This window comes from Dissulfurispira sp., from assembly GCF_036745535.1.
Lineage (GTDB): Bacteria > Nitrospirota > Thermodesulfovibrionia > Thermodesulfovibrionales > Dissulfurispiraceae > Dissulfurispira.
Genome location: NZ_DAIOFX010000003.1, coordinates 1 through 12,092, shown reverse-complemented (window position 1 = coordinate 12,092; position 12,092 = coordinate 1). Strand labels below are relative to the sequence as shown.

At 44.2% G+C, this 12,092-nt stretch carries 12 protein-coding genes; 5 read left to right on the top strand and 7 right to left on the bottom strand.

What is annotated here, in order from left to right; all coding sequences use genetic code 11:
• From V7L97_RS01345 to dsrA, 4 genes are all read right to left on the bottom strand, one after another.
• Positions 1 to 377 (bottom strand): hypothetical protein (locus V7L97_RS01345; protein WP_333652613.1); only part of this gene is annotated, 377 nt, incomplete at its 3' end.
• Positions 378 to 633: 256 nt separating this feature from the next.
• Positions 634 to 849: a hypothetical protein gene (locus tag V7L97_RS01340; RefSeq protein WP_333652611.1), complete on the bottom strand. Its 216-nt coding sequence runs from the start codon at positions 847 to 849 to the stop codon at positions 634 to 636.
• Between the two features lie 89 nt (positions 850 to 938).
• Positions 939 to 2,009: a dissimilatory-type sulfite reductase subunit beta gene (gene dsrB, locus V7L97_RS01335; protein WP_333652608.1), complete on the bottom strand. Its 1,071-nt coding sequence runs from the start codon at positions 2,007 to 2,009 to the stop codon at positions 939 to 941.
• Between the two features lie 34 nt (positions 2,010 to 2,043).
• The gene (dsrA, locus tag V7L97_RS01330) at positions 2,044 to 3,228 is read right to left on the bottom strand and encodes a dissimilatory-type sulfite reductase subunit alpha (RefSeq protein ID WP_333652605.1); all 1,185 of its coding nucleotides are present in this window, start codon (positions 3,226 to 3,228) and stop codon (positions 2,044 to 2,046) included.
• Between the two features lie 173 nt (positions 3,229 to 3,401).
• Here dsrA and smc point away from each other — a divergent pair, with 173 nt between their 5' ends.
• Positions 3,402 to 6,980, top strand: coding sequence for a chromosome segregation protein SMC (gene smc / locus V7L97_RS01325; RefSeq protein ID WP_333652603.1), 3,579 nt, complete (start codon positions 3,402 to 3,404; stop codon positions 6,978 to 6,980).
• On the opposite strand, the gene V7L97_RS01320 is transcribed toward smc, so the two are convergent.
• The 3 genes from V7L97_RS01320 to V7L97_RS01310 are packed head-to-tail and all read right to left on the bottom strand — an operon-like array spanning position 6,948 to position 8,725.
• Positions 6,948 to 7,157 (bottom strand): hypothetical protein, encoded by a 210-nt coding sequence (locus V7L97_RS01320; protein ID WP_333652601.1) that lies wholly within the window; start codon positions 7,155 to 7,157, stop codon positions 6,948 to 6,950. The two genes, smc and V7L97_RS01320, sit on opposite strands and share 33 nt — an antisense overlap.
• On the bottom strand, positions 7,132 to 7,677 hold the full coding sequence (locus V7L97_RS01315) for a hypothetical protein (RefSeq protein WP_333652599.1): 546 nt from the start codon (positions 7,675 to 7,677) through the stop codon (positions 7,132 to 7,134). Before V7L97_RS01315 ends, V7L97_RS01320 begins: the two co-directional genes overlap by 26 nt.
• On the bottom strand, positions 7,658 to 8,725 hold the full coding sequence (locus tag V7L97_RS01310; RefSeq protein WP_333652596.1) for a tetratricopeptide repeat protein: 1,068 nt from the start codon (positions 8,723 to 8,725) through the stop codon (positions 7,658 to 7,660). The genes V7L97_RS01315 and V7L97_RS01310 overlap by 20 nt, the downstream gene beginning before the upstream one ends.
• 258 nt (positions 8,726 to 8,983) lie before the next feature.
• Between V7L97_RS01310 and V7L97_RS01305 the strand changes: the two genes are divergently transcribed.
• From V7L97_RS01305 to V7L97_RS01290, 4 genes are all read left to right on the top strand, one after another.
• The gene (locus V7L97_RS01305; protein ID WP_333652594.1) at positions 8,984 to 9,313 is read left to right on the top strand and encodes an RNA recognition motif domain-containing protein; all 330 of its coding nucleotides are present in this window, start codon (positions 8,984 to 8,986) and stop codon (positions 9,311 to 9,313) included.
• Positions 9,314 to 9,320: 7 nt separating this feature from the next.
• Entirely contained in the window at positions 9,321 to 9,515 is a 195-nt protein-coding gene (gene rpsU, locus V7L97_RS01300) for a 30S ribosomal protein S21 (RefSeq protein ID WP_442891717.1), read from the top strand.
• Positions 9,516 to 9,672: 157 nt separating this feature from the next.
• A complete protein-coding gene (locus V7L97_RS01295) occupies positions 9,673 to 11,025 on the top strand; it encodes an FAD-binding oxidoreductase (RefSeq protein WP_333652589.1) in 1,353 nt (450 codons plus the stop codon).
• A gap of 2 nt (positions 11,026 to 11,027) precedes the next feature.
• The gene (locus tag V7L97_RS01290; RefSeq protein WP_333652586.1) at positions 11,028 to 11,960 is read left to right on the top strand and encodes an AAA family ATPase; all 933 of its coding nucleotides are present in this window, start codon (positions 11,028 to 11,030) and stop codon (positions 11,958 to 11,960) included.
• Positions 11,961 to 12,092 lie beyond the last annotated feature (132 nt).

The window sequence follows — 12,092 nt, the reverse complement described above, 5'->3', positions numbered from 1 at the left end:
TCGATCGAATCTTTATGCATCGCATGTATTGACTCCCTTATAACAGAATATCTCTCCTTATACTTTATTTCTACATTTTGCAGTGCATCGGCAAGGGGATGAACTGCATCCATTTTTCTAAACCTCACTGCCTCTTCAAAATCACCCATCGACATCTTCTCCATAAGCCTCTCCATTCTTATAAGCGGACCTACAACCCGATGCGTGTGCAGAATGACGATTGCAGCTATTCCTAAGGTTGCGACGAGTGCAAATAAGGCGTAGATATACAGGCTGTTACTTATGATTATTGCCTTAAATTGGGGAAGCATGAATACCTTCTGGGCATAGGTTTTTCCGAGTTCGCTGTCGGTGTAATAATAGAAAAAATACAACACTCGATGAGGCTATAAGCACCAGAAGCAATATAATTGCTACTATCAGCTTTGTTCTTAATACCGTATTTACAACATTTAAAGGCTTCATTTTAATCCATTATTCAATAACATTAACAAAAAGCTTTGCTTTGTTTTAATTATACCGGATTTTGTTTCTGTTTGTTACAACAGAGATCCATGAAAACAAAAAGGCAGTCTGCCGCTTTTTCGGTGGACTGCCTTGTCTAAGACAAATATATTTAAATTTAAAGTCTGTTTATTTTGGGGGGATCTCTACAAAGCTACCGCCAAAGTATGTATAGATAAGCCTGCCTTCGTCAATGAGATCCTTCAATGCATCCTTGACTTCATCCCTCGAGATACCGGCCTCTGCTGAAATGGTCTTCTGGATGTCGCTTGGTTTGAGCTTTTTCTTGCCCGTGGACTTTTCCACCAACTCATAAATCTTTTTCTTTACTTCTTCCTTTTCCATCTCGCACCCCTCTCCTTAGCAGTTTAGCGGTTAATATTTTCCAGCAGGAAGCATGCATGCCTCCTGCTGGCATCTCTATCGTATAACACTTACCACTTAAATGTTGCTGCTGTTCTGAATGTCTCCCTTGCAATTACGAAGTCATCGATATGCTGGAATGTGAATGGCAATCCTGTAACCTTGAAAAACTTCTCCCAGCCTATTCTTTCTATCCATTCGCCGACCCTCTCATGCTTCTTTGCATCGGCAACATAGGCATCGAGGATCTTCCTCACTGCTGCAGTAACTTCAGGCCACCTCGGAGGATTATTCTTGATAAAAGGAATAGCAAGCTTGGAGAACTTGGGATTGCTCCTGAGGTTTCCTACTTTGCCGCCTACCACGATTGCTACGCCGTCAAACTCCGGGTCATGAATTTCGATAGGAGGACATACTGTAAAGCAGTTGCCGCAGTACATGCATTTGTCTGCATTGATCTTCACGCTTTTCTTCGAAGGTTCAGGGCTTATTGCGCCTGTCGGGCAGGCAGCAATTGTTGATGGCACCTCGCACATATTCTTTACCTTATCATGATCGATGGTCGGCACTTTTCTGTGGACAGCAACGACAGCTATATCAGAGCAGTGAACGGCACCGCACATGTTCACGCAGCATGCAACTGCCATCCTCACCTTGTTAGGGGTTTCCTTTGTTGTGAAATAGTCGGCAAATTCATCCATTAATGCCTTGACAAGACCCGATGCATCGGATGCTGCGGAATGGCAGTGTATCCATCCCTGCGTATGGACGATGTTGCTTATCCTGTTTCCGATACCGCCTATCATGTATTTTTTGTCTCTAAGCTCTTTCTGTAACGGCTCAAGGTTCTTCTCGTCAGATACAAGGAACTCCACATTGTTTCTTGTTGTAAATCTGATATAGCCTCCACAGTATTTTTCGGCAATGGCAGCCATATCCCTTATGGTATCTGTGCTGAGAAGCCTTGGGGATGCTACTCTCACAGACCAGATCTTATCGCCGCTGTTTGCAACATGGACCATAACACCGGCATTGACAACTTCGTGATACTTCCAGTCTCCATAGTTTTTCTGGATTACCGGAGGTAAAAAATCCTTATAATGAGGCGGGCCTATATCTGTTCTTCTCTGTGGTAATGCCATAACTTTCCTCCTTATATTTAAATTTTTTTAATGTTTACTTCTGCAAATCTGCTTCTTTCCAGAAGAAGAATGGGTCTCTTCTCGGCTCTTTAACCTGCTGAGGCTGGGGCTCAACGCCGATGAACTCGAGGAACTCCCTCATGCCCTTTCTGATGATAAGCTCGCCAATCCTTTCCCTGTTCTTTCCGTGCTCATCCCAGAACTCCCACATCTTCCTGATAAGGTTTTTGAACTCATCATATGGCGGCTCCATCTTCATGAATGGAACGATTACCCATGAGAGTGTTGCACCGATAACGAACGGCGCCTTGCTGCCGATGAGGATTGTTGCACCCTTCTCACCGGTCGGCTTTAATGCCTTTGTCATCTTTGCAATACAGTGCATGCACCTTACGCAGTCTGCATCGTTTATCTTCAGTTCTTTACCGTCATAGCTCATGCACTTGCTGGGGCACATATCCACTATCTCTTCCTTGATATTCATGCCCTTCTTTTGATAGTTGGCAACCTCGGCCTGATCAACTGCTATATTGCCTTTCCATGTGCCGATAATAGAGCAGTCTGCACGGGCAATTGATGCAATGCAGTCAACTGCGCATCCTGCTGTCTTGAATTTGAATTTATAAGGGAATGCAGGCCTGTGCATTTCGTCCTGCCACTCCTGTGTAATACTGTATGTAATGTCGAGGGTATCGATGTTTGACCACTCGCACCTTGCCGGACCGACGCAGCAGCTCGGTGTCCTCAAAGCAGAACCGGAGCCTCCGAGGTCCCATCCGCGGGATGAGAATTCGGCGAAGACAGGCTCGAGGTTTTCTGTGTTTGTTCCGAGGAGAATAAGGTCTCCGGTAGAACCATGGAGGTTTGTGAGACCGCTTCCATACTTGTCCCATATGTCGCACATCTCATTCAGGAATTTGGATGTGTAGAAAAATCCTGCAATGGAGTTAATTCTGAGGGTATGGAAGTTTGCAACATTGGGGAATTCCTCGGGAAGGGATGAATACCTTCCGATAACACCGCTTCCGTACCCCCTGACACCAACGATGCCGCCGTGCTTCCAGTAACCGCGCTTGTCCCTATAGGACTTCTCAAGCTGCCCAAGCTCGTCGGCAGCCATGTCGCTCTTTGCTGCTGCTTTCTTGATCTCTGTTACGAAGCTTGGGAATGGGCCTTTTTCCAGCTCGTCCAACAGGGGAGTCTCATACTTCTTTGGCATAAAATCCTCCTCTTTATTTGATTTTAAAGGCTTAAGAATTCACCAAAAAAGGCATTACAGGCTAATATAGAAATACAGGAATCGTCAAATAAAAAAAATTTATTATCATATTAGCTTTATTTTAAACTTTAACTTGACCGTTTTGGTGTCTACTGCGTAGAATGAAGGGCATTATGAAAATCAAACAGATCGAGCTTATCGGGTTCAAATCCTTTGCTGACAAGACACTGCTCCCCCTCCACAGCGGCATTACCTGCATCGTAGGCCCCAATGGCTGCGGGAAGAGCAACGTGGTAGATGCCTTCAGGTGGGTGCTCGGGGAGCAGAGCGCAAAGAGCCTGCGCGGCGAAAAAATGGAAGAGGTCATATTCCAGGGGTCAGCCACAAAGAAGCAGAAGGGAATGGCCGAGGTTACGTTGATTATCTCACAGAAAAGCGATGCTAAAAACGGTAACGGCTCACCCGATGAAGGCGCTGATGAAATTTATGTTGCCAGAAGACTGTACAGGTCCGGTGAAAGCGAATACCTATTAAACAAGAAACAGTGCAGGCTTAAAGATATAAAGGATATATTCCTCGACACAGGGCTCGATGTAAAAAGCTACTCCATACTCGACCAGGGCAGGATAGGAGAGATCATCAATACCAAGCCCCATGAAAGGCGGTTCCTTATAGAAGAGGTAGCCGGGGTAATGAAATACAAGGTCAGAAAGGCAGAGGCCCTTTCAAAGCTCGAATCATCAAAACAGAACTTGCAGAGGATAAACGACATTGTATATGAAGTAAAACGCCAGATAAACAGCCTCGACAGGCAGGTAAAAAAGGCCGAGCGATACAAAAGATTGATAGGCGAACTAAAAGAGGTGGAACTAAGAACGGCAAAGAGAGAGTACGCAAGGCTCAGCACGATTCTGAGCGAGATATTATCAGAGATCGAAAAACTGAGGGAAATAGATGCCTCTCAGAGGAGCGAACTCTCCACCTTAGAAAACCTCATGGAAACCAAACGCCTTGAGCTTGCAGAAAAAGAGAATGTCCTGACAGAACTCGAAAACAACCTGCGCGAGAAAGAACGGTCTATATCGGACTACGAAAAACACATAGCGGTGCTAAAAGCAAGCATCGAAAATAAAAAAGAGGATATCATCAGGCTTACCAATCAGCAGGAAGAAATAAAGAATAAAAAAGAAGAGCTCTTAGGAAAGATTTCAGAACTCGACGACACAGAAAACGCACTGCTGTCCAGCATAGAAAACATATCCATGGAGTTGAACGAAAAGAAGGACTGGATAGCGGAAATCGAGACTAAGATTACAGACAAGGAATCCGAGCTTGAAAATCAAAGAAAAGAGCTCTTCAAGGTATCCGAAAATCTCAGCAATAAAAAGAATGAGTTCCACAAACTCCAGTCCTCACTCGAGAACCTGAAATACCGGGAATCGGTTGCCCTCAAGGATATGGAGACCATAAAAGCAGGTATGGACGAACTGGAAAAGGCCATTAGAGAAGCCGAAGAATCCATAAAGATAAAAACAGACGATATCCTGAGGCTTAAATCCGAAGAAGACGCAATAACCTCGGAGATAACTCAGTTAAAGGATGATATTGAAAACAAAAAGACGCTCCTTTCTCAGGAGAGAGAAGGCCTTGCCTCCAATATATCCAGGCTCAATTCATTAAAGGAATTAATCGTGGACAGATCCATCGCGGACTTCGTATCCGAAGGACGTGGATACAGGGTCCTGTCCGATATCATTAATGCAAATAAGGATTATGAAATGGCCATCGAGGCTGCCCTTTCAGAAAAAATCAATGCCCTGATAATAGATAATATCGAAGACGCCATCTCGGTAATCGATATTGTCAAAGAGAAGAATCTTGGAAGGACAGCCATATTATACAGAGGACAGAGGACAGACGACAACAGAAGTCAGACGACAGAGGACAAAGGACAGACGACAGCAAATATTACTCATGACAACATTATTGGCAAGGCATCAGACTTTGCAACATTCGAGGATAACGAAGTCAAGGAAAAGGTATTTGGCATAACAGACACTACCTATATAGTAAAAGACTTACAAACTGCTATGGGAATCCTTTTCACCCATTCGCCCATTCGCCCATTCACCCATCCTGTTCATCTCGTTACCCTCGATGGGGAGATTATAACCAGCGACGGGTGGTTGTTTGCAGGACACGGGAAGGATATCCTGAAAAGGAAAAGAGAGATAAAAGAACTCCAACAGACAATCGATGAGCAGCAGCTTAGAATAAAAAACATGGAGGCAATGCTCGACTCTCGCAACAATGATCTAACAAACAAAAAAGAATCTCTAAAGAATACCAGGGATTCGATCAACGAGACAGAAAAACAGCTATCACTTATAGAACACTCCATGAAAAGTCATCAGGAGGAAATGGATAGGAAGACAAGGAGGCTCTCCTTCCTGAATACTGAAATAACGACTATCTCTCAGGAAATGGGCTCTCTGGATAGTATTCTGCAGTCCAAAGCAGAGGAAATCGGCTGGCTCGAAGGCGAGCTTAACGAAGTCAACAACAGCATAGCAGCACTGCAGGAATCACTTTCGACTATAAAAGGAGATTACGAAGATGCCCGGTCCCACCTCACCGAATTAAAGCTCTCTATGACCTCATACAGGGAAAAAATAGATGCACTCAGAAGGGAAAGGGATGCAATCAGTGATGCCATCGGAGAGTTTGAAAATAAAAAGGAACAGGCAATAAAGGAAATTCAGGATGCAGATGAAAAGATAAAAGAATCGACCGCAGAACTCCAGAAACTCGAAGAGGAAATAAAATCAATAGTCATGGATGTCGACAACATGCAGGTCGAGCGGACAAAGTTAAGGGATACGATTAGCTTGGAAAATCAGGAAATAGTCTCAAAGGGCAATATCCTCAGAAATATCAGGGCGCAGATAGACGAGATATCCCAGCAGCTTTCCGACCTTAATTCAAAGACTGTGGAAAACAGGCTCAGGATAGAGAATATCGAAACATCCATAAACCAGAAATACGGGCTCGATATAAAGACCGAGGTGATAGAGATAGAAGGGTTTGATGCAGCAGAAGATGAAAATAAAATCGATGAGCTCAACACCAAAATACGGGAACTCGGGCCTGTAAACTTAGGCACTATCGAAGAATACGAAGAACTCAAAAACCGCTACGACTTCCTGACAAAACAGCAGCAGGACCTGACCATGTCCATTGCCGAACTAGAAGAGGCAATAAGCAGGATAAACACAACAACGAGACGAAAACTCCGAGAGGCTTATGATTCATTAAGGACGAAATTCACTGAGGTCTTCACTACCCTTTTCGGAGGAGGAAGGGCGGACATCATTCTTACAGATGAAGAGAATATTCTCGAATCAGGCCTGGACATAATAGCCCAACCACCGGGCAAGAAGCTCCAGAACATCAATCTGCTTTCAGGCGGGGAAAAGGCATTGACCTCCCTATCCCTTTTGTTTGCAGGATTCTTGATAAAGCCGAGTCCCCTCTGCGTCCTCGACGAGGCAGACGCACCACTGGACGAATCCAACACTGTTCGATTCGCTCAGATGATAAAGGAGCTTTCCAAAGAGACGCAGTTTATCGTTATTACTCATAACAGGACAACTATGGAGGTTGCGGATTATCTCTACGGCATTACAATGGAAGAGCCGGGTGTGTCAAAGGCAATCTCGCTACAATTCACCGAAGCAGCAAATCTGAATTGATTCCCAATACAACTCCCCGAATTTTCTTTCATCTATCTTTCCTTCAAGGAATGCATCGAGCGTCTTCGAGCGTTTCCGGGTCTTTAGTTCATCCATTGCCTTGCTCAATTGTTCTGCCGTGATGTATCCTTTCTCAAATGCTGCCTTTAATTTATTCCTCGCTATCTCTATGTCCATTACCTTCGCCCTCTCCCAGTTCCTCGTTACTGCAAAGTCTGCACTTCCCGTGATCTGTGGCTGCTGTTCCTGTCCTTAATGCTGATATCATTTCGTTCCTTGTGGCTTTTTCATTCAATAGTAATACTGCATTCTCTTTGGGGACTCCTCCGTATCTTGGGTCGGTGAGTATGCTGTATATCTTTTTCGCATCTGTTGATGCGTAGTTCAGATTGGGTATGTCCTGTCTGTTCTTGTAGTCTATGCCGATTACTATGGCAAAGGTGTCGGGACGAGGTGAGGGGAATTTTGCATCCTGAGGAGTTTTTGCTGGCAGTTCAGAAGAAGGCATATAAACTGCTGTTTCGGCTTTCCCCCCTCTTTTTGCGATGATTGGTGCTATAAGGTCTGACTCCATCCTCGCCTCGGCATATGCTACCTCAACCACCGATTCCCTCACAGTCCCTTCCCTTAATATCCTTATCTTTGCAGTTGTCCCTGGAATTAATGCCACTACCTTTCTAAAAAAAATCCATATCATCTGTAATATCCATGTCATTTAATTTAACGATCACATATCCTTTCAAAATCCCTGCCCTTTCAGCCGGTCCTCCTGAGAATGTGCCCACAACTTCTACCCCGATGACCTCTCCTTTGTTATAATCCCTCGTATCCACTCCAACCATTCCCATTCCACCCCTGTATTCCCATGCCTTCTCTTTGTCTCCAATTGCGTAGTACATGGCCGAGAGGTCATACCTTGCGTCATAATTAAATATCTCTTTAGCCTTATTAATAAGGTTTATGGCTGTCTCGCTGTCACCAAGACCGAGATACGAGAATGCCTTTCCCCGAATGTTATCAAAGAGGAGAGACTTGTTATCCTGTGGTATATGTTCCGTAGCCCTGTTAAAATCACCGACGGCTTCGTTAAAATTACCCTTCCGATACTGAGTCCAACCCTTCCAATTAAGGGCGTCTCCTTCCTTCGGATTGATTTCGAGCAATCTGTTAAAATCATGTATTGCCTCGTCGTGGTTCCGATTCAAGCTGTAAGCCTTGTCCCTCCCTCTCAGGGCATCCTGCAAAGAGAGTGTATTATCTGATTTTATATATTCAAGCGCCCTATTAAAATCCCTTACCGCCTCTTCATTCTTACCTGTATTGAAGTAAGACCATCCCCTGCCACGGAGGGATTCCTGATCCCTCGGCTCCAATTCCAGTGACCTGTTAAAGTTCATTATAGCTTCAGCATAATCGCCCTTGTAGAAATATGCCCACCCTAAAAAGTCGTAGCTTGATTGGAGCTGGGGACCTGTCTGCCTGAGGTCGATCACTTTTTTAAATGCCGGAATCGCCTCGTCGTACTGCTTCTTATAAAATTGAGCTACACCGAGCCAGTACCATCTAGGTGCATATGAGGGGTTCATCGCGATAGCGTTTCGAGCCTCTGTGATGCCCATATCGTAATTTTTCGACTGGTCAATGTAGTGCTTGGCAAAAAGGGCGTGATCCACCTCTGTAAAAAGACATCCTGACATGAAAATAGAGGCCAACAAACAGCCTATGAAAATTATCCTTTTTCTCACAACAGTCCCCCCCTGCTTTGACACCACTGTAATCTTCAAGTAATTAGTATGTTGTACTGCTCCACGAACTTCGTCTCTTTTTAGATTATACCATCTAAAACACACTTGCTATACCTATCTGGTACTTGCTATAAATAAACATTTTACAAAAAGATAATTTTATCCTATACTATAGATAGCTTTTTTAAAGTTAGGGATCCCCGGAGACTTTAAAAGCTCCGGGGATTTTCTATTTCATCAAAGAAAAGGGGAAAGACTATGAGCAAAAAGATCTATGTAGGCAACATCTCGTTTAAGGCAACAACGGATGACATCAGGGAACTCTTCTTAAAACAAGGGGAAGTGGAATCGGTCAATATAATAACCGATCCGCATACAGGCCGGCCTAAAGGATTTGGCTTTGTTGAAATGGCATCAGAGGAAGATGCCCAGAAGGCAATAGCAGCCCTTAACGGTTCGGTATTTATGGAAAGGACGCTTTCTGTTGCTGAAGCAAAGCCGCAGCAGCCCAGAGAAAGGCGCGGTGGTTTTGAAAAAAGGAGAGGCGGTTTTGGCGGAGGCAGGGGGCCTGGAAGAGGACGGAGATAAACTATTTTTGGATATAAAAGTCTATGGCAATGATATCGAAAAAGCGCTCAAGGCACTAAAACGCCAGATCCAGAAAGAAGGACTTTTCAAGGAAATTAAAAAAAGAAGTTTCTATGAAAAACCTTCCGAAAAAGAGAAACGGAAACAAAGAGAGGCAAGAAAAAAAAGGATAAAGGCTCTAAGATTCAGACAACCACACTAAAGGGTTTTAGATCAATCTTTATAATTCCACAATTCAGCGATAAGCATACGATTGTGCTCGCGCCATAAAGCAAATCCCGCTTATCACTGATTTGGGAATTATTTTTCATCCTGTCTTAAAATTTACAGAGCAGCCGAACAATGTAGTATAATTCCATATGAAAAATTCTCCGCTTTCCGGCATTCAAATCTCCACCGATAAAGAAGACCTTATATGCTACAGCTTTGATGCGTCCATCGCAGAATCGGCACTTCCACAGGCTGTTGCATGGCCGAAAAATACCGATGAAGTAATAAGGCTTGTAAAATATGCAAATGAAAATAACCTTTCCATTATACCTCGTGGCGCAGGCACAGGCATGGCAGGCGCATCAATACCATCAGAGAATTGCATTGTACTAAGCTTTGAAAAAATGCGGAAGATACTCGATGTTGACACCAAAAACATGACCGTAGTTGTCGAGCCCGGCATAGTAAACGGAAGGCTACAGAAAGAGCTGGAATACCTTGGCTATTTTTATCCACCGGACCCTGCAAGCCTCAATATATGCACCATCGGAGGCAATGTGGCGACAAATGCAGGAGGCCCGAGGGCTTTAAAATACGGCGTTACACGGGATTATGTGATGGGAATCGAGGCAGTCCTTTCTGACGGAAGTGTTATAAATGCAGGCGGCAGGACATATAAAAAGGCTGTGGGTTATGACCTAAAAAATCTTCTTATAGGCTCTGAAGGAACCCTTGCCATTTCCACGAGGATAAGACTGAAGATGCTGCCCCTTCCTGAAGACATAATGACGCTCCTTCTTCTTTTTAAGAATCTTGAGGCATCAGGAACAGCAGTCTCAAAAATCATCTCGTCAAAGATAATACCGAGGACAATGGAATTCATGGACAGGCTTGCCATGGAGGCCATAGAAAACTACAAACCAACAGGGCTTCCTACAGATGTTGATGCACTGCTTCTTATAGAACTTGATGGATACCCTGCAACAATTAAAAAAGAGGTAGAACGGATAGTTGATATATGCCATTCCCTCGGTGGAGAGGCTACAGTTGCCGAAGATGACATGGCAAGGGAAAGGCTCTGGGAGGCAAGGAGGTCAATATCCCCTGCCCTTTATCACATCAAGCCAACAAAGATAAATGAAGATATTGTCGTGCCAAGGGATAAGATTCCATTAATACTCACTGATCTGCAGAGGATTTCAGAAGAGAGCGGAATAAAAATCATCAGCTTCGGCCACGCAGGCGACGGCAACATCCATGTGAATGTGATGGTGGATAGGGACAACAAAGAGGAATATGCAAAAGGCATGGAGACCGTAAAGAGGATTTTCGAGATAACACTTAAGCTCGGCGGCTCGATTTCAGGAGAGCACGGCATAGGCATTACAAAAGCGCCTTACATCGGCATGGAGATAAAAGAAAAAGAGCTTGAATTAATGAAAGGCATCAAAGGGATATTTGATCCGAGGAGAATAATGAATCCGGGGAAGATATTCGGGTAAGTATGGAAATCAGAAGCGACAGGATCGATTACATAATTGAGTCTTTATCGAAATACCTTCAGGGAAAGACGAGGGCATTGAAGCTCTCCCTCGCAGCCTTTTTCTCAAAAGGACATCTCCTGATAGAAGATCTGCCCGGGCTTGGAAAGACGACACTTGCCATCGGTATTGCAAAGGCACTCGGACTTAGCTTCGGCAGGATTCAATGCACAAGCGATTTGCTGCCAACAGACATCACAGGCTTATCCATATACAGTAAAACCACCGGGGAGTTTGAGTTCCATCCAGGGCCTATTTTCAATAACATTGTCCTTGTTGACGAGATAAACAGGGCAACGCCAAAAACCCAGAGTGCCCTGCTCGAGGCAATGGAAGAAGAGCAGGTCACCATAGAAGGAAGAACATACAAGCTCCCAAAGCCCTTCTTTGTCATAGCAACACAGAACCCTGTGGAGCATTTCGGGACATTTCCTCTGCCTGAATCTCAGCTCGACAGGTTCATAATGAAGATAAGCATCGGGTATCCTTCGAGCGATTCGGAAAGGGAGATATTGCGTGGAGGAAGCAAAAGGGAAGAACTGTATTCCATCGAACCCATAATGAATAGAGATGAGGTCTTGCAGATACAGGGAGACATAAGGGGCAATACATACATCTCCGACAGGATACTGGATTACGCCCTGAAAATAATCGAGGCAACAAGGAGCAGCAAGCATCTCAATGCAGGGCTATCGACAAGAGGGGCATTGGCGCTGACGTACACTGCAAAGACAAATGCCTATTTTCACGGAAGGGACTTTGTAATACCCGAAGACATAAAGGAGCTTGCTGAATATACGATACCTCACAGGGTCATGTTTAAGGAAGAATACAAAAACCTAAACAAGAAGGAGATTATAAGGGCCTTGATAGAAGATATACCTGTTCCAGCATAGAAACCTAAGTTAAGTGATTTTATATATGTCAGGCACTGCTCAAAGATTTTAAAAAGTGTTGGTTCAAGTGTATATGTAAAGATAATAAATGCATCATCCATCAAGTATCCAATGTCGTAGATGACGGATACA

What these genes read in the sequence shown, in the direction of transcription:
- V7L97_RS01305 (WP_333652594.1), top strand. Translation starts at nt 8,984, where the DNA reads ATGAGCAAAAAGATCTATGTAGGCAACATCTCGTTTAAGGCAACAACG.
- dsrB (WP_333652608.1), bottom strand. Translation starts at nt 2,009, where the DNA reads ATGGCATTACCACAGAGAAGAACAGATATAGGCCCGCCTCATTATAAG.
- V7L97_RS01295 (WP_333652589.1), top strand. Translation starts at nt 9,673, where the DNA reads ATGAAAAATTCTCCGCTTTCCGGCATTCAAATCTCCACCGATAAAGAA.
- V7L97_RS01320 (WP_333652601.1), bottom strand. Translation starts at nt 7,157, where the DNA reads ATGGACATAGAGATAGCGAGGAATAAATTAAAGGCAGCATTTGAGAAA.
- V7L97_RS01290 (WP_333652586.1), top strand. Translation starts at nt 11,028, where the DNA reads ATGGAAATCAGAAGCGACAGGATCGATTACATAATTGAGTCTTTATCG.
- smc (WP_333652603.1), top strand. Translation starts at nt 3,402, where the DNA reads ATGAAAATCAAACAGATCGAGCTTATCGGGTTCAAATCCTTTGCTGAC.
- V7L97_RS01315 (WP_333652599.1), bottom strand. Translation starts at nt 7,677, where the DNA reads ATGATATGGATTTTTTTTAGAAAGGTAGTGGCATTAATTCCAGGGACA.
- dsrA (WP_333652605.1), bottom strand. Translation starts at nt 3,228, where the DNA reads ATGCCAAAGAAGTATGAGACTCCCCTGTTGGACGAGCTGGAAAAAGGC.
- V7L97_RS01340 (WP_333652611.1), bottom strand. Translation starts at nt 849, where the DNA reads ATGGAAAAGGAAGAAGTAAAGAAAAAGATTTATGAGTTGGTGGAAAAG.